The 23039-nt window shown below is 38.8% G+C and carries 19 protein-coding genes; 4 read left to right on the top strand and 15 right to left on the bottom strand.

The genetic code is table 11. The features are described 5' to 3' along the window. Positions 1-58: 58 nt before the first annotated feature. Together recQ and EKM69_RS04815 are read right to left on the bottom strand one after the other, a co-directional pair. The gene (recQ, locus tag EKM69_RS04820; protein WP_125708681.1) at positions 59-1852 is read right to left on the bottom strand and encodes a DNA helicase RecQ; all 1794 of its coding nucleotides are present in this window, start codon (positions 1850-1852) and stop codon (positions 59-61) included. Positions 1853-1967: 115 nt separating this feature from the next. Next, positions 1968-2744, bottom strand: a complete 777-nt coding sequence (locus tag EKM69_RS04815) for an HAD-IIB family hydrolase (protein WP_164505848.1) — start codon at positions 2742-2744, stop codon at positions 1968-1970. Positions 2745-2896: 152 nt separating this feature from the next. On the opposite strand from EKM69_RS04815, the gene EKM69_RS04810 reads away from it, so the two are divergent. From EKM69_RS04810 to EKM69_RS04800, 3 genes are all read left to right on the top strand, one after another. Beyond that, the gene (locus EKM69_RS04810) at positions 2897-3799 is read left to right on the top strand and encodes a lactate/malate family dehydrogenase (protein ID WP_125708677.1); all 903 of its coding nucleotides are present in this window, start codon (positions 2897-2899) and stop codon (positions 3797-3799) included. Positions 3800-3921: 122 nt separating this feature from the next. Further along, a complete protein-coding gene (locus EKM69_RS04805) occupies positions 3922-4752 on the top strand; it encodes a phage integrase N-terminal SAM-like domain-containing protein (RefSeq protein ID WP_125708675.1) in 831 nt (276 codons plus the stop codon). 84 nt (positions 4753-4836) lie between these two features. After that, positions 4837-5700, top strand: a complete 864-nt coding sequence (locus tag EKM69_RS04800; RefSeq protein WP_125708673.1) for a hypothetical protein — start codon at positions 4837-4839, stop codon at positions 5698-5700. A gap of 457 nt (positions 5701-6157) precedes the next feature. Here the strand turns inward: EKM69_RS04800 and rbsU are convergent, their stop codons facing one another. The 5 genes from rbsU to parE all read right to left on the bottom strand — a co-directional run bounded on the left by rbsU (position 6158) and on the right by parE (position 13697). Beyond that, positions 6158-7066 (bottom strand): ribose/proton symporter RbsU, encoded by a 909-nt coding sequence (gene rbsU / locus EKM69_RS04795; RefSeq protein ID WP_125708671.1) that lies wholly within the window; start codon positions 7064-7066, stop codon positions 6158-6160. 169 nt (positions 7067-7235) lie between these two features. Further along, a complete protein-coding gene (locus EKM69_RS04790; RefSeq protein WP_125708669.1) occupies positions 7236-8171 on the bottom strand; it encodes a manganese-dependent inorganic pyrophosphatase in 936 nt (311 codons plus the stop codon). A 21-nt stretch (positions 8172-8192) separates the two neighbouring features. Next, complete coding sequence (locus EKM69_RS04785; protein WP_125708667.1) at positions 8193-9149, bottom strand: LysR family transcriptional regulator; 957 nt, start codon at positions 9147-9149, stop codon at positions 8193-8195. An 86-nt stretch (positions 9150-9235) separates the two neighbouring features. Continuing rightward, entirely contained in the window at positions 9236-11686 is a 2451-nt protein-coding gene (gene parC, locus EKM69_RS04780; protein WP_125708665.1) for a DNA topoisomerase IV subunit A, read from the bottom strand. 10 nt (positions 11687-11696) lie between these two features. After that, a complete protein-coding gene (parE, locus tag EKM69_RS04775; protein WP_125708663.1) occupies positions 11697-13697 on the bottom strand; it encodes a DNA topoisomerase IV subunit B in 2001 nt (666 codons plus the stop codon). Positions 13698-13915: 218 nt separating this feature from the next. On the opposite strand from parE, the gene plsY reads away from it, so the two are divergent. Further along, positions 13916-14557 carry a glycerol-3-phosphate 1-O-acyltransferase PlsY gene (gene plsY / locus EKM69_RS04770; RefSeq protein WP_125708661.1) on the top strand — a complete coding sequence of 214 codons (642 nt, stop codon included), beginning with the start codon at positions 13916-13918 and terminating at the stop codon, positions 14555-14557. A 36-nt stretch (positions 14558-14593) separates the two neighbouring features. Here plsY and EKM69_RS04765 read toward each other — a convergent pair whose 3' ends face one another. From EKM69_RS04765 to ylqF, 8 genes are all read right to left on the bottom strand, one after another. Next, the gene (locus EKM69_RS04765; RefSeq protein WP_125708659.1) at positions 14594-15469 is read right to left on the bottom strand and encodes an aldose 1-epimerase family protein; all 876 of its coding nucleotides are present in this window, start codon (positions 15467-15469) and stop codon (positions 14594-14596) included. 11 nt (positions 15470-15480) lie between these two features. After that, the gene (gene hslU / locus EKM69_RS04760; protein ID WP_125708657.1) at positions 15481-16917 is read right to left on the bottom strand and encodes an ATP-dependent protease ATPase subunit HslU; all 1437 of its coding nucleotides are present in this window, start codon (positions 16915-16917) and stop codon (positions 15481-15483) included. Between the two features lie 13 nt (positions 16918-16930). Continuing rightward, on the bottom strand, positions 16931-17455 hold the full coding sequence (gene hslV / locus EKM69_RS04755) for an HslVU peptidase proteolytic subunit (protein ID WP_125708655.1): 525 nt from the start codon (positions 17453-17455) through the stop codon (positions 16931-16933). 15 nt (positions 17456-17470) lie between these two features. After that, complete coding sequence (gene xerC, locus EKM69_RS04750) at positions 17471-18370, bottom strand: tyrosine recombinase XerC (protein WP_125708653.1); 900 nt, start codon at positions 18368-18370, stop codon at positions 17471-17473. Next, on the bottom strand, positions 18370-20451 hold the full coding sequence (gene topA / locus EKM69_RS04745) for a type I DNA topoisomerase (RefSeq protein ID WP_125708651.1): 2082 nt from the start codon (positions 20449-20451) through the stop codon (positions 18370-18372). Before topA ends, xerC begins: the two co-directional genes overlap by 1 nt. A 119-nt stretch (positions 20452-20570) precedes the next feature. Beyond that, the gene (gene dprA / locus EKM69_RS04740; RefSeq protein WP_125708649.1) at positions 20571-21389 is read right to left on the bottom strand and encodes a DNA-processing protein DprA; all 819 of its coding nucleotides are present in this window, start codon (positions 21387-21389) and stop codon (positions 20571-20573) included. A 24-nt stretch (positions 21390-21413) separates the two neighbouring features. Continuing rightward, positions 21414-22193, bottom strand: a complete 780-nt coding sequence (locus tag EKM69_RS04735) for a ribonuclease HII (RefSeq protein WP_125708647.1) — start codon at positions 22191-22193, stop codon at positions 21414-21416. Beyond that, positions 22183-23034 (bottom strand): ribosome biogenesis GTPase YlqF, encoded by an 852-nt coding sequence (ylqF, locus tag EKM69_RS04730; RefSeq protein WP_125708645.1) that lies wholly within the window; start codon positions 23032-23034, stop codon positions 22183-22185. The genes EKM69_RS04735 and ylqF overlap by 11 nt, the downstream gene beginning before the upstream one ends. Between the last annotated feature and the right edge of the window lie 5 nt (positions 23035-23039).

Below are 23039 nucleotides of genomic sequence, written 5' to 3'. Positions count from 1 at the left end.
GTTTTTGATTAGATGTTTTCGTAAAACATTTATTATAACAACTGTTCCCGTAAAAAAATTATGCTTCTGCTTGATATTCTTTGATCTCATGGATGAATTTGTCGCCATATCTTTCCAATTTGGCGTGTCCAACACCGGAAACCGTTAAGAATTCATCACTATTTTGTGGCAAGATCTGTGCCATGTCCTTTAAAGTCTTGTCAGAGAAAATCACAAATGGTGGCACGTCAGCTGCGTGGGCCAGATCAAGTCGTAGCTTACGCAACTTTTCGAATAGCTTTTGATCGTAATTACCATCATCAATGATCGGACTTTGTTGCTTCGTAATCCGTGTTTCTCGACGCTTGACTTTCAACTCACTCTTAAGTACTTTCAAGCCCTTTTGCGTCAATTGCAACACCGGATAGCGACCTTGTGACATTTGTAAAAAGTCATTCGCTGTCAAAAAGTCGATAAACTCTTCGATATATTTCAAAGTCTCATCATGCATCAAACCAAAGGTCGACAATTCGCCGAAATTTCGCCAATCATTAGCAATGTCTGGCTTACCTGCCAGTACTCGTGCGACCGTCTTTTTGCCATATCTTTGATCCATTCTGACTACGCAGCTCAATGCTTGTTGCGTCTTTGAGGTCACGTCATTGGCTGGTCGTTGATCTAAACAGTTTGAACAGCGACCACAAGGTTCGGTCTTATTCTCACCAAAGTATTTCAGGATATAATTCATCAAACACAATTCTGTCTTGGCATATTGATTCATTTCCCGCAACTTGTCATTTAAGCTTTGCTTGTATGCTTCATCTGCTTCTGACTGTTCAATGAAAAATAAATGCAACCGCAGATCCGCCGGTGAATAGAGCAAGATAGCTTCAGCTTCCAAGCCATCACGCCCTGCCCTACCTACTTCCTGATAGTAGCTTTCGATAGTCCCTGGCATCGTATAGTGGATGACATAACGCACATTAGTTTTGTTGATTCCCATACCAAAAGCGTTAGTTGCAACCATGACGTCGATCTCATCAAAAAGGAACTGTTCTTGCATCTCATGGCGAACCGAATCGCTTAGCCCAGCATGATATTTACCGACCTTGACGCCTTTTTCTTTCAGTAAGTCATAGATCTTCTCAACGTCTTTTCGACGACCAGCATAAATGATTCCTGATTCGTTTGGATGTGACTGAACATATTCAGTCACATACCTCGGTTTATTGACTCCACGCTCGATCTTCAAAGCTAAATTAGTCCGCTCGAAACCGGTTTTAACCACATCATCTTCCGAGATGTTCAAAATCTTCATCAAATCTTGTTGAACCCGCTTAGTAGCAGTTGCCGTCAAAGCTAATAACGACGGTCCACTTGGTAGTGCGTTCAAAGGGTCGATAACATTTAAATAACTAGGTCGAAAATCGTGACCCCAAGAAGATAAAACGTGAGCTTCATCGATGGCAATCAATTCGATCGGTAAAGTCGTTAACCAATTGTAAAATTCTTCGTTTTCGATTTTCTCAGGTGCAACGTAAAGTAATTTAACGGCTCCTGATTCGATATAACGCATTCGTTCATTTGCATCAAAATAACTCAAGGTACTGTTGATATAAGTAGCCGGAATATTCATTTCATTCAAGCTATCGACTTGATCTTTCATTAGTGAGATCAAAGGCGAAACGACCAAGGTCAATCCTGAAGACATCAATGCTGGTATCTGGTAGCAAACTGACTTTCCACCACCGGTTGGCATAATGCCTAAAGTTCTTTTTCCAGCAAGAACCTTTTGAATGATCGATAACTGGCCTGGTCGAAAATCATCGTATCCAAAAGTGCTTTTTAATATTTCGTTTGGACTAGTAATCATGAAAACTCCTTAAAAATAAGTTCATTACTAGGATATCATTAACTGAAAAATCCGCCTAATCGTTAAGCCTTTTCAATTGATTTCCCTAATAATAAATTACGCAAAAAATCTTTTTTTAAATTAACTTGAAGTGATGTAACCCCTGATAAATGCCATCATCTTCGATCGATGTTGTTACAAAGTCGGCTCGTTTTTTCACGACCTCGGCGGCGTTTCCCATAGCAACAGCGAAATGCACTTGGTCAAACATTTCCAAATCATTTTCTTCATCACCAAAAGCCATCGTCTTTGATTTATCAGTAAAGGATTCCTTCATAAATGCTTGGATACCGACCGCCTTATTCGAAAAATCTTGGGTCACATCATAGACCGTTTTGGCGACCTTCACGAGTTTTACACCAGGAACTTCCATTGACAAAGGTTTTTCCTGGTCATTTCTCACGATCAATTGAATCACTTGCTCAGGGATCGCATCGTCATCGATCTCTCTTAGTTCCATTGAACTATCGGGCTCAAAGCCTGAGTTTCGATTTTTATACAAATGATCCGCAGTTTCAAAACAAAATGGGATTCCTTGCTCATTAAAACTTTGGACGATCAATCGCAATTGTTGATCAGTAAAAGTATCGTGTTTGACTACTTTTCCGTTGATCTCAACAAAACGACCGTTGTTGGCTATCAAATTATCGATCTGCAATTTTTCCAGAACATCTTGGATCATGCCGCGATTACGACCAGTGGCGATCACAGGCAATACATCAGTCTGGTGTAATTGCTCGATTGCTTCGATGGTCGAATTCGGGATCCGCTCTAAGATCGAAGAATTATCACCACTATTGTGACGAGCTAAAGTCCCATCAACGTCAAAAAATACTACTTTCAAATCATTCAAATTTATAACTCCTCAAACGTAATCTTCTAACAATTATATACGTAATTAATATATATTTATAAAATATTAGATTAGTTTTCCCTTAATCTAGTTGACTTTTTCTCTAATTAAGACCACTATATTTTTAATGTTTAAATTAAGAGGTGTATTTTATGAGTAAAGTTGCGATTATTGGATTAGGACATGTTGGGAGCACGACAGCTTATACTTTAGTCAGTCGAGATTTAATCGACCAACTAGTTTTATTTGATAAACATGAGAAAATCGTTACCGCACAATTTAAAGATTTAAATGATGGTCAAGTAGGTTTGAATTCACACGTTGAAGTCTTGCGTCCTGACCTCAAGGAACTAAAGGATACGGATATTATTATTTTCTCTGCTGGTAAAATTTCGGTCCAAGCTAATAGTGGTAACCGTTTCGATGAATTGAATTATACCAAGAAGGTTGCTCAAGAATGGGGTCCTAAGATCAAAGAATCCGGCTTCAACGGTATCTTGATCAACATTACTAACCCTTGTGACGTGATCACTCGGATGCTTCAAGAAGAAACTGGCCTCCCCCACGATCAAGTCTTCGGAACTGGAACTTGTTTGGACACTGCTAGAATGAAACAAGCAGTCAGCGAGAAATTTAATATCCACCCTAACAATATCCAAGGATCAGTCGTTGGTGAACACGGAATGACACAATTCGTCCCTTGGACAAAAGTTACTATTGGTAATGACACACTCAGCGAAGTCCTCAGCCAAGACGAACAAGATGATTTCGAAAACCAAGCTAAACAAAATGGGATCGATATTTTCTTCGGTAAAGGCTTTACTTGCTACGGCATCGCTAACCAAGCAGCTTTGATCACACAAACAGTTCTCAGCAACAGCAAAAAGATCATGCCTGTGTCGGTCTACAATGAAGACGAAGGCATCTACATTGGTCAACCAGCATTAGTTGGATCAGGAATCGAAAAAGTTTATCCACTCGATTTCACCGATGCTGAACAATCAAAATGGGACAAATCCGTTGCTAGCATCAAAGAAATGTATGCGGCCATTTAATTTTTAAACTTACACTCATCAACTAGATGGGTGTTTTTTCTTGTTTAAGAATGTATAAACCAACTTGAACAAACGTTCGTAGTCTTATACGATTAAACTAATGAAAAACTAAGAGGTCACTTATGACAAAAATTCCTTATATCACCGGTTTTAATGCCTACTTAAAAACGCGTCACATCTCAAAACGCGCTCACGATGAATACTTGAACTCACTTCACGATTTTATGGATTACTTGATCGAACACGATCCAGAATTCAAGGTTGCTCAAGATACGCAAACAATCAGCGATGTTGATGTTTTAGAATACAAAACATTTATGCAAAAAGACTTACAGCATAGTCCTAGTACAATCAATAAAGTTTTGAGCAATTTGAACATTTACTTTAAGTATTTGTTCGCTAATAAATTGATCGACGATATCCCTACACTAAATATCGTCAGCTTGAAAGTGCCAACTCAAGACAACTTCCCAACAAATATTTTTTTACAGCTAGATGATTACTTGCTCGATCCCGAGTTGAATATTTATACGCGTTTATTGATCTTGATCATCTCCAAGGGTTATCACTACCAAGATGCTTTGGCCGATGGCTTTTACCAAACTTTTGGTAAGCTGAAATTTTCTAAGAATGAGCAACGATTTATCGCAGAATACCGCAATTTCATCTCACCTTGGCAACTACATTGGCACTCAAAGAATCTCTTTCTCAGTCGCAATAAAGGAGCCAAATCACCACTATTAAGTACCGCAGCCTTACATCGTGATCTCAAAAAAGACAGCGACAAACTGCAACTCGAATTAACACCTAAAAAACTTTACACCACCTATATCTTGATCCTACTTTCCAAAAAAGAACTCACTGTGGACGAGAGAAAGACTATCGATCAATTAAGCACAAGTTCATTCCTATATTATCGAAGACTGTTACGTGAGACTGACTTTGAAATTTAATATTAAGTTTATCTATAGTCAAAGAATTTTTATTACTTTTGAATTATAATGTTGATATTGATTATAAAAGGGGAACAATAAAATATGTTCAAACACAAATTTTTTAAAGCAACTATTTTAACACTAGGCCTAGCCCTAGTTTCATTCGGAACAACTACTACTACTTCAAATGCTCAAGAAACAGACTCAGACATGACTTATGAACTATTCCCAATCGATTACTTAAATTCATTCCTAGACGGCTTAAACGCCAATTTAACGATCCCTAGCTATGAATTAGCCGACAACGTCGATGGAAACTATCGTACATTCGATCAATTCATCAGTGGAGATATGCCATTATGGCTAGGTTCAGCCAACACCAATTTTGCCAAATCAAGCAGAAACCAAGCTTTAGCCAATCACTACATGTATCGACTAAGCCCTGGTGACGGTGACTACTGGACATTCAAAAACAAAACCGTCCCTAATCTAAAAAAAGATGGCGGTTCGATCGAATTAAAACTACAAATCTTGAACAACTATAACTACAGTCAAATCTTGACCGAAAAATCCATCATCATCAACGTACCAGCACTAGACAATTTAAACGTCGACTTCAATGACACCATCACAACAAAAAATGCCACACCAAACATCTTCACCAACACTCACCAAATCTCAGCCTTCACCATCACAGACGCCAGCGGCAAAACATATCAAGCAACCAACATAGCCCCAGTAAGCAGCGTCTACCAAGACGGCAAAAAAGTCGCCATCAAAGACCTACCAAGCACCCTAAAAGCAGGAACATACACACAAAGCATCTTCTTCAACGTAAACAACATGGATCAAGAACAACTAAAACAACTATCAGCAAACGGTTTGATCACAGGAAACAACGGCAGCTCAAACATCAGATACTCAAACGGACAACTAATAGCAGCCAGAACAGTAATAGTCAAATAAATAAACCATTTATTTAACAAACCGCAACAATGGACCTATGATAAAGATGTTAGATAGGTATTGGTGATTTCCCTATTTGACACTCCTTAGATTTCGGCAGAATTAGACTCATCACTAACGAAACCGAAATCCCCCACATTATTGGATAGAAGTATTCTGAGATCTTAAACAGTCTCAAAATCAAAGCGCCTCGAAAAGCAAAAACTTTCCGAGACGTTTTTTTATTACCAAAAAAAGAAAGAACCCAGAAACCACCGCGATTTTTGCGCGAAGCAGCAAAAGAGCAAGAAAGATAAAGAGATAACATACCAACCGTTGAAGAAAACAAGAATAAATCCAATAGATAGAAATCGAGCAAAAGATCCTAGGACTCAAAAAGAATAGATGCCACAAAACAAATCACAGCATGTTTGTACAAAAAAAATACAATGGCCAAACCAGCCATTGTATAAAGCAATTACTTAATAAATGCCGTAATAATACCAGCGATAACAACCAATGCCAAACCACTAAGCACAGCAACCATTTCTTTTGAAGTCTTTCTTTCATGAAGAATATAAATACCACCAAGAGTAGCAAGAATAACGTTCATTTGAGAAAGAGTGAAACCAGTTGCAAGTCCGTTAACTGATGGACGTGCTGAGATCAAGTATGACAAGGCAGCTAGAGCAAAGAACAAACCAGAAATAATGTTAGTATATGAGCTCTTTGTCCTGTATGGTTTTGATGCTCTGTTTGACTTAGTTGCAAATGCGAAGATGGTAGCAACAACAGCCATACCTAAACCTTGTGGTAAGAAAGCTTCAAACCCTGAAACTTCAACAGCTTGTGGGAAAGCTGAGTAAGCTAAGTATCCAACCTCGGCGATCAATACCAAGCCGACACCTTTCAATGCTTTACTACCAGTAGTACCGGTAGCACCAGTAGTTGGTTGGTCTTTCTTTTCGGTATAAGTAGTTAAGTAAACACCGATGATGATCAAGAAGATAGCGAAGAAGCCGACTGCTTTTGCCATGCCTGTTGACCATTCACCTAGGACGAAGACGCCCCAAAGTGATGCTCCGATCAATTGGAAACCAGTTGAAACTGGCATTGTTCTTGAAACACCCATTTCTGTAAAGGCGTAGAAGACAAAAATTTGACCAAATGACCATGCTGCACCAGATAGAAAAGTAAATAAGAATTCTTTTCCAGATATTAGAGGTGTTTGCGTAAATAATGCTACAACGATGGCACCTAACAACGTACCGTATGTTGCACCAATAATTTGGTTAACTGGCTTACCACCAAAGTAACCTGTCAAGACTGGGAAAACACCCCAGCCGATCATTGGTAGAAGTCCAATTAGTAAGTTCGTAACGCTCATTATAAATCCCCTTTATTTAAGAAAGTATCTAAAACACCAAAACTGCTGGCAGTCAAAAAACCACCAGCAGTTTTAATGATATATAGATTATACAAGAGGAAGCGAACGTTTTCAATGAAAACGATTAACAAAAAGTAAATTCTTTTAATTGAAATTTACTCATATTTTACTAAAAGTTTTCGTTAAGTGGAGGAACGATTTGCTTCTTACGTGATACAACGCCTGGTAAATCAGCTTTGTTATCAGTTACTTTTGTATTTAATGCTTTTTCAAAGGTTGCAACATCAGCATCGTCACCGATGATAACACCTGTTGTATCACTAGTCATGATGTTAGTGATCAACAAGACAAACAAGTTGTAGCCGTTATCTTGGTTTTCAGCTTTGATGTCTTTAACAAAGTCAGCTTCTCTTTCAAGAGTATGGTCAACATCAACAGTGTTAACTTGAGCAACACGAACACTGTGACCATTCATGTCAAAGCTCTTAGCATCCATATCAAGAAGTTCTTTAGTTGACTTGTCGTCAAGGTCAGTTCCGGCCTTGAGCATGTCCATACCGTATGATTCGTAGTCGATTCCTGCTGTAGTAGCAAGACTCTTAACAGCGGCAACATCTTGATCAGTAGTTGTAGGTGATTTTAGTAAAAGAGTATCTGAAATAATAGCAGAAGCCATCATACCAGCTAAGTTAGCAGGAATTTCAACATCAGCTTCGTTGAACATCTTCCAAAGAATTGTACTTGTACACCCTAGTGGTTCTGCACGGTAGTAAAGTGGTTGGTCAGTTTGGAAGTTAGCAATACGGTGGTGGTCAACTACGTGTGTTACTTGAACATCATCGATATCATCAAAACTTTGTTGTGATTCATTGTGGTCAACGAGCATAACTTTAGAAACTTTGTCACTAGCTTTAGTAGTGATTCTTGGGTATTTGTAATCAAACTTGTCAAAAACAAATTTTGTTTCTTTGTTAGGTTCACCTTGAGCAACTGCCTCAGTATTAAAACCTGTTTGATTCTTGTAATATGAGAATGCAATTGCTGCTACGACAGCATCTGTGTCAGGACTCTTATGTCCAACTACTAATTCTTTTTCTTTTGCCATTAATACGTTTACTCCTTTGTTTTATAAAGATTTCAAACGATCGGTGTAGCTCTTATTACTCAAAAATTCATCCCACTCATTGAAAAATTCTTTAATACGAGGGATCTTGTCTTTATCTTCACGATAAACATACGTCAAATCAGCTGAAATTGCTGGTTCTAATGGTGTTTGGTAATACTTGAACATTTTCTCATTAGCTAAGCAAAAGCTTAGTGGAAGTCCCGCATAAACACCTTCGGAGTCTTGAACAAATTTCAACAATTGATAAGGTGAAGAAAATCTGGCAACGACTTTCGGAACGTCGACCAAGGAATTCTTGAATTTCTCGATCATCAGATCTGTAAAGTAATAGCCACGTAAGTACGATACCCAAGGAGTTGTGATAGCTTCTTTGTAAGTAGCTTTACCTCGTTTGGCGATCTTTTCATTATTGTGTACCAACATTATCGTATCATTAATAATCTTCTTTGACTTATAAGATTTCCAATTTTTGATAGTATTGTCTGGCAAATACATGACAGCAATATCGATCTTATTATTTTGGATCTGATCCCAAATCTCGTTTCTAGTCAGCAAGACTAAATCGATTTCGATATTAGGGTTGATCCGATTGAATTCAACAATAAAATCTTCAATTACTTTTGATTCGACAGAATTCAAAATTCCAATACTGATCGTACCAGAACTCTCGGAAGATTTTTGTTGAATTTGGTCTGTAACGGTATTAATGACATCAAATATTTCGTGGGTCGCATTCAACAAGACGGAACCAGCATCGGTCAAATAAATCTTCTTACCAACGCTGTAAAATAACGGGGCACCCACTACCCTTTCTATTTTTTTGATCTGTTGAGTTAATGCTGGTTGAGTAATACCTAAAGATTGAGCTGTTTTGGTGTAGCTCATATTCTTAGATAACTCATCGAAATAATTTAATGCTTTGGAACTAAATACACGTCTAGCATCTTCATCTAACAAAAAATTCACTTCCTTTCACTATCTAAATCAAACATTTATACAAGTCAATCATACTATATATAATAATTTAATTATAGCATTGCTAATTAATTAATATAATTTATTTCAAATCTGATTGGATTACCATCTGATTCCGGATCCAAGATAAATGATCCATTAGAATAACGATCGGCATCACTGTGTGAATTGAAATCAATTGCAAAATGTTGATTAGTATCAGTGATCACTTCAAGTTGCGTATTTGCGTTGGTCTTAGCAACTAAACAAATCCGGTGAAGTGAACGCTTCAGTTCTCGTAAGGTTAACACACCTCGGCGGGCACGACTAGTAATAGGAATTTCTGATAATTTCATTTGCTTGTATGACCCACGTTGTGTCAAGACAGCAATCTTATCTGTCGTATCATCCTTGTCGGCAATAAAGTAACCAGCTACTTGATCATCCGGCTTCAAACTAACAAATTTAACTCCGACAGCTTTACTACCGACGACAGGAACTTCCTCTAGTGGGAAGGCCGAAGCATAAGAATGTTTCGTAAAGACATAGATCAACTTATTATTAGCTTGATCTTGAGGAATGTAATCAACATCATAAACACTTTGATTGTCGTCTTTTAATTTAATATAGCGGCTGGCCCGAGACTTGTAAGTTCTTCCCGGCAGCAAGTCCGAAAACGCGATCTGCTTGATATAATTGCCATTCGTTCCCGTGACAAAGGTACCAGTTTGTTTTAGATTCTTGAAGACGAAAGCTTTTAAGACTGATTCATTATTGGCCAAGCCAACTTCTTGTGACAAGTGAGATCCTGTCTCTTTCCACTTAGTATCTTCAAGTTCAAAAATCTGTCGATAGATCAAGTTACCCTTATCAGTAAAGATGAACAAGTGATCTAAAGTGTTAGCTTCGGTGTTTAAGACTGGATAGTCTTCATATTTTAAGCCATTCTCACCTTCATCAGATGCCATAAAGGAACGTTGGCTGCTTCGTTTAACGTAACCGTCGTGACTAACTAAGACACGAACATCTTCACTAGCAACTAAAACAGTTGTATCAACTTTGATCTCATCAACCTTAGCTTCGATCTTCGTACGACGAGCATCACCATAGTTTTCTTTGACTTTAGTTAACTCATCTTTGATCACTCTCATCAATTCTTGATGATCATTAATGATCTTGTCCAATTCTTTGATCAAGGCATTTAAATCTTTATCTTCTTTTTGGAGTTCGGTCACATCAGTATTAGTCAAACGATAAAGTTGTAAGGAAACGATAGCTTCAGCTTGTGCTTCAGTAAATTGATATTCCTTAACTAAGTTATTCTTGGCATCCGATTTATTCTTACTAGCACGGATAGTCTTAATAACTTGGTCTAAGATAGATAAAGCTTTGATCAAACCTTCAACGATGTGAAGACGTTTCTTAGCTTTATCGCGATCAAACTTAGAACGACGTAAGACAACGTCTTCTTGATGCTTGATATATTCTTTCAGCATCTTGATCAAACCAACTTGTTGTGGTGTCATCTCAGCGATAGCCACCATATTAAAGTTGTACGAGATCTGCAAGTCAGTATTTTTCAAGAGGTAGTTTAAAATACCTTGAGCATCAACATCACGTTTCAATTCAACTACGATCGATAATCCTTGACGGTCACTTTCATCACGGACTTCAGCGATACCATCAACTTTTTTCATCACGCGCACTTCGTCCATTTTCTTGACTAGTTGTGCTTTGTTAACTTCATAAGGGATCTCTGTGATAACGATCTGTGACTTGTGGCCCCGTAGTTCTTGGATCGAGGTCTTTGATCTTAAATAAACTTTGCCTCGACCAGTTTCATAAGCCTCTTTGATACCGCTGGCACCTTGTAAGATACCACCAGTTGGGAAATCAGGTCCTTTAACGATCTTCATTAATTCTTCTAAAGAAGTATCCGGATCATCGATCAACTTGATAGTAGCTTCGATCACTTCACCTAAGTTATGTGGTGGGATCTCCGTAGCATAACCAGCTGAAATACCAGTTGCTCCATTGACTAATAAATTAGGAAAACGAGCTGGTAAGACCTTTGGTTCTTTTTCAGTATCGTCAAAGTTCCATTCTTCATCAACCGTATTCTTATTGATGTCACGTAGCATCTCTGTTGAGATCTTACTTAATCTAGCTTCGGTATAACGCATGGCAGCTGGTGGATCACCATCCATCGACCCGTTATTACCGTGCATTTCGATCAAAGGTTCACGTAATTTCCAATCTTGTGACAGACGGACCATGGCTTCATAAATTGATGAGTCACCATGGGGGTGAAAATTACCCATGACGTTACCGACACCTTTTGCTGACTTTCTAAATCCTTTATCAAAGGTGTTTCCATCGAGAAACATTGAATATAAAATTCTTCGTTGAACCGGTTTCAGTCCATCGCGAATATCAGGAAGTGCTCTTTCCTGAATAATCGATTTAGAATATCTCTCAAAACGATCTCCCATGATCTTTTCTAATGGGATATCTTGGATTTTAGGAGAATTGTTTGCCAATATTTATCACCTATTCCTTGTTCAATAAATCATCAACAATTTGGCTATCCATGTGGTCGTTGTCATCGACTTTTTCCAAAATGTTGTCGCCTTCTTCAGTTCCGTTGAAGCGAACGTTTTTCTCGATCCACTCACGTCTTGGTTTAACTTTGTCACCCATTAACGTTGTGACGCGACGTTCGGCTAGAGCAGCATCATCGATGTTAACTCTGATCAAGATCCGATTTTCTGGATCCATAGTTGTCTTCCAAAGTTGGTCAGCATTCATTTCACCTAGACCCTTAAATCTTTGGAGGTCGTATCCTTTACCAGCTTCTTTGATCGATTCGGCTAACTCTTCTGGAGTCCAAGCGTAGCGATTATAGATCTTGCTACCACGTCCCTTTTGAACTCGATAAAGTGGTGGTAAAGCGATGTATACGTGACCTGCTTCAACTAGCGGTCTCATGTAGCGATAGAAGAAGGTCAATAACAAGATCTGAATATGAGAACCGTCATCATCGGCATCGGTCATAATAATAACCTTATCGTAATTACGATCTTCAAGTTTGAAGTCGGCACCAACACCTGCTCCGATAGTATAGATCATCGTATTGATCTCTTCATTTTTGTAAATGTCTTCTAGTTTGGCTTTTTGCGTGTTCAATACTTTACCACGCAATGGCAAGATAGCTTGGAATTTCCGGTCTCGTCCTTGTTTAGCGGAACCACCGGCAGAATCACCCTCGACTAGGAATAACTCATTCTTAGCGGAGTTTTTCGATTGAGCTGGCGTCAACTTACCTGACAATAAACCGTCATTTTTCTTGTTCTTTTTGCCATTTCGGCTCGACTCACGCGCTTTTCTGGCCGCATTACGTGCCTCACGCGCCTTGAGAGCCTTTTTCACCAATGTCTGGGCCTGTTCTCCATTTTCCATCAAATAAAAGCTCATCTGCTCGTATACTAGCTGATCTACAGCTGAACGGGCCTGGGGTGTTCCTAGCTTTCCTTTAGTTTGACCCTCAAATTGTAAGATCTCTTCAGGTATCCGAACCGAGATGATAGCTGATAGTCCTTCACGAACATCACTACCTTCAAGATTCTTACTATTTTCCTTGAGCAATCCGACCTTCTTTGCGTAGTCGTTGAAAGCTTTAGTCAAACCAGATTTCATCCCGGCTTCATGAGTACCACCATCAGCAGTCCGCACGTTGTTGACGAATGAGATGATATTTTCCGAATAACCGTCATTGTATTGACCAGAAAATTCAATCTCGATCCCTGAGTTTTCACCTTCAACGTAGAAAATACCACCTAAGGCGTCCTTACCTTCGTTTAAATATTTAACGAAAGATTGGATACCGTCTTCATAGTGGAATACTTCCTCACGGTCTTCTTCGCCGCGTTTATCGGTAATAGTAAATTTAACACCTTTAAGCAAAAAGGCGGACTCCCGTAATCTTTCTGCTAAAGTGTCAAAGTTGAATTTGGTCGTTTGGAAAATTGTTGGATCCGGCTTAAAGCTGATAGTTGTTCCACTATCTTCTTTAGTCTTTCCCGTCATCTTCAAAGTTCCTTTAGGATGACCACCGTTTTCGAAACGTTCTTCGTAAACTTTGTGGTCACGGACAACACGAACTGTCATCCATTCAGACAAGGCATTAACTACTGATGAACCAACACCGTGCAGTCCACCTGATGTCTTATAACTGTTCTCGGAGAACTTACCACCGGCATGCAAAACAGTCAGGATAACTTCAATAGTGGGTTTTCCTGAAGAGTGCATTCCTGTCGGCATCCCCCGACCATGATCGACAACCGTGATACTGTTGTCCTCATTGATTGATACATTAATCTCTTTACCATATCCTGAAAGAGCCTCGTCGACTGCGTTGTCGACAATTTCGTAAACTAGATGGTGTAAACCACGTGAATCGGTCGAACCGATGTACATACCTGGACGTTTACGTACGGCTTCTAAGCCTTCGAGGATCTGGATAGAAGAATCATCATAAGATGATTTAGGCATTTAAATCATTCCTTTTTAAATTAAGCTTAGTAACAGTGTTTAATTATAGCATGGAAATAAAAAAGTAAAACAAACATACGTTCTTTTTAAAAGTTAAATTTTGTTAAATTCCATTATTGTCTAAATAATTTTAAAAAAAACGGGTATGATGTACATTAGTAGTTTAAACTATTAGAAATAGATGTACACTTAAACAAATAAGAAATGAGAGTGATTTTATGTTAATTACCAAACTCGTTATCTGCATGATCCTAGCATACGTGATTGGTTCGTTTCCGACGGCGTACATCGTTGGTAAGGTTTTCTTTCACAAGAATATCTTTGATTACGGAAGCGGCAACGTCGGTACTACTAATGCTTATCGGGTCTTTGGTCCAATCGCAGGTACTGCAGTACTATTTGTTGACATCTTAAAGGGGACCTTAGGAGCTTTCTTACCGATTTTTGTCGGTATCGATCGTCCTTGGATGTTATTCGTTGGATTGTTCGCAGTGATCGGCCATGTTTTCTCGATCTTTTTGAAGTTTAGGGGTGGTAAAGCCGTTGCTACTAGTGCTGGGATCTTGCTAGCATATAGTCCCATTTTATTCATCGTTTGCTTCGCCTGCTTTGCTTTGATCGTTTACTTAACTAGCATGGTCAGCGTTGCAAGTTTGATAACTATCGTCGTTTTCACTGTGGCTTCTGGTTTTATGCACGACTGGATCTTAACTTCAGTCGCCTGCGTTGTCACTGTGATCATTTACGTCAAACACATCCCTAACATTAAACGTCTACTCAAGGGAAAAGAAAATCTTGTTGCTATCGGTTTAGCATATAAACGTCAACAGAAAAAACTTCAAGAAAAAGACGACCATTAAGGTCGTCTTTTTTTTATTGCTTATTTTGAATCAATATTACTTGATCGAAATACTGTAATAACCTTCGAATCTCTCATTCGGCTTTAATTGATTGATCCCATACTTACTAGTTAGTTGGTGATCAGTGTCGATCTCATCGGCAATGCCCCACCAAGGCTCAATACATACGAAATCACCTTTTTCGGGATATTGTGACCAAATACCAACAAACTTGGCATTTCCGGTATCCAATTTGATCTGGTGGTCAGTCTTTTCACTACTGATCTCGATCAAAGTTGGTTCCGTCAAACTATAAATGATTGCATCGTCGACAAAAGCCTCGTGAGTTAACGCAAAGTCTTGATTATCGACACGATGTTCTTGGCTTAGATCAATATTGCTATCCTTTAAAGATATCCGTGAATGAGTATCTTCCGGAGAAACCTTGATCTGATAATCTTCATAGTTAGTATTCTGAGCAAATGGTACCTTGAAACCAGGATGAGCACCGATCGAGAAGTATAAATCATTTTCTGAATCGGGATTATCAACGATATAACTGATCTGCAGCGAATCCTTCACTAATTGATAAATGATCTTCAATTGAAAACGGAATGGATAAATTTCTTGAGTCGATTCATCATCGACTAAGGTCAAAACTAGTTTATTATCATTTTGCGATTCCAAAGTAAATTCTTTATCACGAGCAAATCCGTGTTGATTCATTTGATATTTCTTATCTTGATAATAGTAATGATCGCCATTTAGGCGACCAACGATTGGAAATAATACAGGGGCATGGCGATTCCAAATATCAGGGTCGGCTTGCCAAATGTATTCCTCACTAGAATTATCTTGAATACTAATGATCTCAGCACCAGCTGATTTAACTTGAATTTTTAAAAAATCGTTTTGTACAGTGTATATTTCCATGACTTTCACCTCTATAGAATATAACGTGAAAGGTCTTTGTCGGAAACAATCTTGCCAACTTGTTCTTTGACGTATTCATGAGTAATTGTAATATCACCCATTTGCATATCTGGGCCTTCAAATAAAATATCACTTAAAATCTTTTCAAGAACTGTTGAAAGTCTTCTAGCACCAATATTTTGGTTAGTGTTATTTAAATCAAATGCCACTTTGGCGATTTCTTCAACTGCTTCTTTAGTGAATACTAAGTTGATGCCGTCTGCCTTAGTCAAAGCAACGTATTGCTTAGTCAAAGCATTATCGGGAACTGTCAAGATCTGAACGAAGTCGTCTTCTGTTAAGTCTTTTAGTTCAACTCTGATTGGGAAACGTCCTTGTAATTCGGCGATCAGATCACTAGGTTTACTTTCGGCGAAAGCACCTGAAGCAATAAATAACATGTGATCAGTTCTTACAGCACCGTATTTAGTATTAACTTGTGAACCTTCAACGATAGGCAAAATGTCACGTTGAACACCTTCACGAGAAACTTCACCAGAAGTACGTTTGTCACCAGGTGCGATTTTATCGAACTCATCGATGAAAATAATACCGTTATTTTCAGCACGGTCGATGGCACCTTGATAGATCTCGTCGTGGTCGACACGTTTTGATGATTCTTCACGGATCAAGACTTCACGAGCTTCTTTAACTGGTAAAGTTCTAGAGATCATCTTCTTAGGCATTAATTGATCCATCATGCCGCTCATATCAACACCCATTTGTTGCATTTGGTCGTTCATAGGAGCTTTTCTAGATTCTTGAACTTTGATAGTAACTTCTTTATCTTCCAAAAGTCCCTTATCAAGTTGTTCTTTAACTGACAAACGTTGGTCTCTAATGTCATCAGTTACGTCACGGCCCTCATCGGGATCTTCGTTTTCGGCTTGATCACCAGTTCTTAGCATGTCACCAAGATTTGATGAGTTGCCCATATTAGTCAACATTGACATGAAATCGTTCATGCCATTTTCTTGTTTAGTTTCTTTTTTGATAGCAGGCACTAAGAGCTTAACTAACTTCTTATCTACCTTACGTTTGACTTCAGGTCTGATTTCAGCAAACTTTTCGTCTTCTTCCATCGTTACTGATACATCCATCAAATCTCTAACCATTGATTCAACGTCACGACCAACGTAACCAACTTCAGTAAACTTAGTAGCTTCAACTTTAACAAAAGGTGCTTTAACTACCTTAGCTAAACGACGAGCAATTTCAGTTTTACCTACACCAGTAGGTCCGATCATCATTAAGTTCTTAGGTGTGATCTCTTTTTGCATCTTTTCGGGAACTTGCATTCTCCGGTAACGGTTATACAAAGCAATGGCCACAGAGCGTTTAGCATCGTCTTGTCCAATGATGTATTTATCTAGTGCTTGAACGATTTGTCTTGGAGTTAAATTTTCCATTTATGAATCTCCTCTAAAATTTGTCCGTAATGATATTAGTATTTGTGAAAATATCGATACCTGAAGCGATATTAACACCCTCTCGTGCAATTTCTTCAGCTGTCATATCAGTTGAGTGTCTTTGCATTGCTACCGCAGCAGCTTGAGCAAAGTTACCACCTGAACCGATGGAAATAACGTCTTCATCCGGTTCAATTACTTCACCACTACCAGAGATCAATAAGACTGTATCCTTATCTAAGGCGATCACCATAGCTTCGAGCTTTTGAAGTTGTGGATCTTTTCTCCAGTCTTGAGCTAATTCTACAGCAGCACGTTTCAAATTACCTGAATAAGCCTTTAATTTCTTTTCAAGCCAATCTTGTAAAGTGATCGCGTCAGCAACACCACCGGCAAAGCCGATGATTACTTGATCATCAAAAATTCTTCTGATCTTGTGAGCTGAACCTTTCATGATGAATTTCTCGCTAAGTGTGACTTGTCCGTCACCAGCAATAGCAGTTTTTCCATTGTGTTTTACAGCTAAAATAGTTGTCATTTATTATATCCTCTCTTATCTTGGAAAATATTTCTTGTAGTCTTTTTGCAAATGATCCATCGTTACATGCGTATAGATCTGGGTTGTCGATAAACTCGAGTGGCCGAGCATTTCTTGGACCGTTCTTAGGTCTGCCCCATTATCTAACAAATGGGTCGCAAAAGTATGGCGGATCATATGGGGATGAATGTCGGCAGTCAAACTAGTCTTTTTGATAATTTTATCTAAGATGTATTCGATGCCTCGACTCGTGATCTGTTTCCCTCGATTGTTCACAAACACGAAGTCGTGATGCTCTTGATATCTCCCCATCAGTTTCTGGCGTGATCCAGCAAGGTATTTCTTCAAGGCAGCTTGCGCATATTCGCCAAAGGGAACATAGCGATCCTTGTCACCCTTACCATGGATCAAGACGATGCCATTATTAAAATCTAACTGTGAAATCGTCAAATTGGCACATTCACTGACACGCATCCCTGTTGCATATAACAATTCTAACAAAGCTGAGTTTCTTAAGGAAAGAATGTCGTCACCTTGGACCGCTTCAAAAAGTTGATCCATTTCTTTTTCATAAAAAAATCTCGGCAATTTACGTCCTTTGCGCCGAAGTTGAACTAGCTCAAAAGGATTTTGCGATACGAAGTCATTTTTAACTAAAAAATTATAAAACGAACGCATTGATGACATTCTGCGTGCGATCGTATCATCGGCATAATTTTGCTCATCAACATAAGTCAAATAAGTTTCAACATCGAAACGGTCGACAACGGTAAAACCTTTAAATCCGCCGTTTTCATCCAAAGCCTTAACAAAATTGTTAATGTCCTCGAGATACGACTTCTTAGTCTCGTCAGAATAGTGACGGTTAACGACTAAGTAGTCCACGAATTTATCAACTAGATCTTGTTCGATCATTATTTTTGAACGGCTTCTTCATAGTCACCATTAGGACAAACGACTTGACGTCCACCTTTGACCTTCTTCTCAACTAAGTAATGTTGATCCTTAGGACAAGTTCTGTTGATTGGTTTATCCCATGAGACAAAGTCACATTCGGGATATCTTGAGCAACCGTAGAAGATCCGGTTTTTCTTGGATTTTCTTTCGATAACTTGACCTTTTTTACATTTAGGACAAGTTACGCCGATTTCTTTAACAATCGGTTTAGTATTACGACAATCTGGGAATCTTGAACAAGCGTAGAACTTACCGTAACGTCCTAATTTGATGACCATTGGTGCCCCACAAATATCACAGTCGATACCTGCTGGTTCATCTTTGATTTGGACTTTTTCGATCTTATCTTCAGCCGATTTCAGTTCTTTTTCAAATGGACGATAATAACGATCAACGACTTTGACCCAGTTTTCTTTACCTTCTTCAATGTGATCAAGTTCATCTTCAAGATTAGCCGTGAAGTCAACGTTGACGATATCTGGGAAATAGTCCTGGATCAAGTTATCAACGATACCACCGAGTTCAGTGGGTTCAAAACTCTTACCGTTCAATTTTACGTAATATCTTCGTTGGATCGTATCAATGGTTGGCGCATAAGTTGAAGGACGTCCAACACCATTTTCTTCCAAAGCCTTAACTAAAGAAGCTTCGGTATATCTTGCTGGTGGTTGAGTGAAATGTTGAGATGGGTCATTTGATTGAAGTTGGACTGTATCGCCTTCAGCTAAGTCAGGTAAGATGTTGTCCTTACTATTAGCTTCAGCAGTACTTTGGTATACCTTACGGTAACCTTCAAACTTCATCTTCGAACCATTAGCTCTAAACATTACGTTGTTTTGAGTAATATCAACTGACATAGTGTCGAAAACTGCTGGTGTCATTTGACTAGCAGCAAATCTTGACCAGATCAAGCTGTAAAGTCTGAATTGGTCACGAGACAAAATGTCTTTCAATGACTTAGGTGTCCGATAGATCGATGAAGGACGGATAGACTCATGGGCATCTTGTGCACCTTCTTGGTTCTTATCGTTACGCTTCTTGACTGCTGCGAATGGTTCACCATATTCTTCATGAATAAATTGCGATGCTTCATGGACGGCGACTTTAGAAATACGCTTCGAGTCAGTACGCATATAAGTGATCAAACCAACTGTTCCTTCTTTTTTACCAAGGTTGATTCCTTCGTAAAGTTGTTGGGCGATCATCATAGTCTTTCTAGTCTTGAAATTTAACTTCCGGTTAGCTTCTTGTTGAAGTGAACTAGTTGTGAAAGGTGCAGCTGGGAAGCGCTTGCGTTCTTTCTTAGTTACCTTTTCAACATCGAAGTCAGCTTTCTTATCGATCCGACTTAAGACGTCTTGCACAGCGTCATTGTTTTTAAGATCGACTTTCTTGTGGTTGATACCGTAAAAATTAGCTTTGAATTGTTTACGATTGTGTTTAAAAGTAGATTCGATCGTCCAGTATTCTTCTGGGACGAATTTCTTAATAGCATTTTCGCGTTCAATGACTAATTTCAAGGCGATCGATTGAACACGTCCAGCACTCAATCCCTTTTTGACCTTTGCCCAAAGAATTGGTGAGATCGAATAACCTACTAGTCGGTCAAGAACACGACGAGCTTGTTGAGCATCGACCAAATTCATATCGATACTACGAGGGCTCTTGAAAGCTTGTTTAACGGTGTCTTTGGTGATTTCGTTGAAGACAACTCGATTCTTTCCATCAACGTCTAATCCGAGTAAGTGTGAGACGTGCCATGCAATGGCTTCTCCTTCACGATCCGGATCGGCTGCCAGATAAACTCGCTTAGCCTTCTTGGCTTCTTTCTTAAGATCCTTGATTACGGGGCCTTTCCCACGAATTGAGATGTATTTAGGCTCATAATCGTGTTCAACGTCGACACCCATTTGACTCTTAGGTAAATCGCGCACGTGACCTAAACTAGCAACTACGTGGTAATTTCTACCTAGATATTTCTCAATGGTTTTTGCTTTAGATGGTGACTCTACGATCACCAGATTTTTTGATGATGGCACGTAGTGTGCTCCTTTCTACATAACGATAACTCAAATGAAAAACTGAACTTATATTAAATATCAATTTTTGTTTTGTCAATCAAATAATACAGTTAATTTGATAATAAAAAAAGCGTTCTCTAAATTTCAGTGAAATTTGTTAACGGTATTGCACCTTCTTTGATCAGCTGATTCGTCCCACTTGAATAAGTTGACATGATGGGACCAGGGATCGCATAAACATCCCTATTGGCATCTAATGCCATTTGGGCTGTAATCAAAGAGCCGCTTCTTTGTCTTGCTTCAGTAATGATGACCTTTTCTGACAATCCAGCAATAATTCGATTGCGCTGTGGGAAATGCCACGGTTGTGGGTGGTCGCCGGGAGGATACTCACTCAGCAAAAGTCCCGATGCTGCAATTTGTTCTTGCAAGGACCGATTTGCTGGTGGATAAAAATCTTCCAGACAATTTCCTAATACCGCTATCGTTTGACCGTGATTATCCAGGCAAGCTTGATGAGCCATCATATCAGCTCCTAAAGCGAGCCCGCTTAAAATAGTATATCTGTCTACAATTTGCGGAACAAGACCTCTAATGCAGTTATAGCTATATTTAGTCGCATTCCTAGAACCAACAATAGCCAAACATCGAGTTAAAAGCAAATTTTTATTTCCTTGATAAAACAACAAAGCGGGTGGATCGTAAATATTTCGCAGTTGGATCGGATAACAAGGATCCATGAATGAGAGCGCATTTACATTATTTAATTCTACACCTCTTATTAATAGTAGAAACTGGTTATATTTTTCTTTTCCTAAAGAATTCTGCAAATATCGACAACATTCTTGATAAAAATCGACCCGCTCAAGTGATATTTTAAGCATCTTTAAGAGGTCATGATTTGATACTAATCTAGTTAAACGACATTTGACTAAAAAATTTGTAATTTTATCCATAAAAAAACCACCTTCGTAAATAAATTACGCAAGTGGTTGATATAATTTCGAAATATTTTTGACAGGCGAAAAACTTTCGCGATGGATCGGTGTCTTGCCGCATTTCTCCAATGCTTCTAAGTGAGTCTTAGTGCCATAGCCATCATTATGCAAAAAGTCGAATTCAGGATATTTTCGATCATATTCTTCCATGAGTCGATCTCGAGCTACCTTCGCAATGATGCTAGCTGCACCAATGCTGAGTGACTTAGCATCCCCTTTGATCAATTTAGTTTGAGGGATGTTGACTGGTATAGTCATCGCATCAACTAAAATATGATCAGGAACTAAGTACATTTGATCAATGGCATCTTTCATGACCAACTCAGTAGCGTGATAAATATTTTCTTGGTCGATCAATCGCGGTGAACCAACGGCCACACTAATATCGATCGCTTGGGCACAAATTTGACGATACAATTCATTTCTCTTGGCGATCGACAATTTCTTCGAGTCATCGACTTCATAAAGCGTATTATCACTCGGTAAAGCAACCGCTGCAACAACAACTGGTCCAGCTAAAGGTCCACGACCAACTTCATCAACTCCGACAACGTATTGGCCATTTTGCCAAAAAGGTCGCTCGAGCGTTTGTTTTTTCTCAAAAGTAACTAATAACTCACGCTTTGCTTCTTGTCGTTTAGCATATTGGGCCAACAATCTTTGAACGCCTTTACGCTCATCAAGAGACAATTCATCTAACGTAGTTTGATCCACTGCTTGAGACAGTATTTCCTTAACTTCTTTGATGGTTTTATTCTTCATAAAATTCTCCGGGAACATCGAATGTCAAACGTCCAAATTTCAAATTACGAACGTCCATAATGACACGCCTTGCACCACGGTCATAATCTTCCTTAAATCCAAATTGTTTAGTTAAATGCATCAATAATTCAGCAGTCGTATGGTTGTATATGTCTGACTTTTCTAACTTGTAAAAATCAACGACCCGATCCAAGTAATTCGTCATCAAAAAGTTGAGCGCATAAATAGCAACATCATCAGGTGGATAAATTTTATCTTTAATAGCACCTGATAAAGCCAATTTCATGCCGACTTTAGGATCAGTGATCTTTGGCCACAAAATACCAGGCGTATCAAGGAGATCGATCCCATAGCTAGTTTTGAGCCAATTTTGGTTCTTAGTTACGCCAGGTTTATTACCTGTGACTGCAACATTTTTACCGACCATTTTGTTCAGAATGGTTGATTTACCAACGTTAGGGATCCCTACGCACATCGCCTTGATCTGGTAATTTTTTACGCCATTACGTTCGTATTTTTCGATCTTGTCAGATAATTCTGAACGGATCATGGTATTTAATTTCTCTAGACGATTATGCTTGGCATCAGATTCGATGGAAGCCGTTCCTTCTTGACGGAAGTTTAATTTCCAATCCTCTGTCAACTTAGGGTCTGCCAAATCAGCCTTGTTCAAAATAATAATGTGTTTCTTTTGATTGATAATTTGTTCCAATACAGGGTTTCTAGATGAATACGGTAATCGAGCATCCACTATTTCTAAAACTATGTCTACAACCTTTAAACGGTCTTGGACTTGGTTCTTCGCTTTGTTCATGTGACCGGGGTACCATTGTAACGCCATAATTA

This window comes from Companilactobacillus zhongbaensis (assembly GCF_003946515.1).
GTDB classification, from domain to species: domain Bacteria; phylum Bacillota; class Bacilli; order Lactobacillales; family Lactobacillaceae; genus Companilactobacillus; species Companilactobacillus zhongbaensis.
This window is presented reverse-complemented; position numbering and strand designations above follow the sequence as displayed.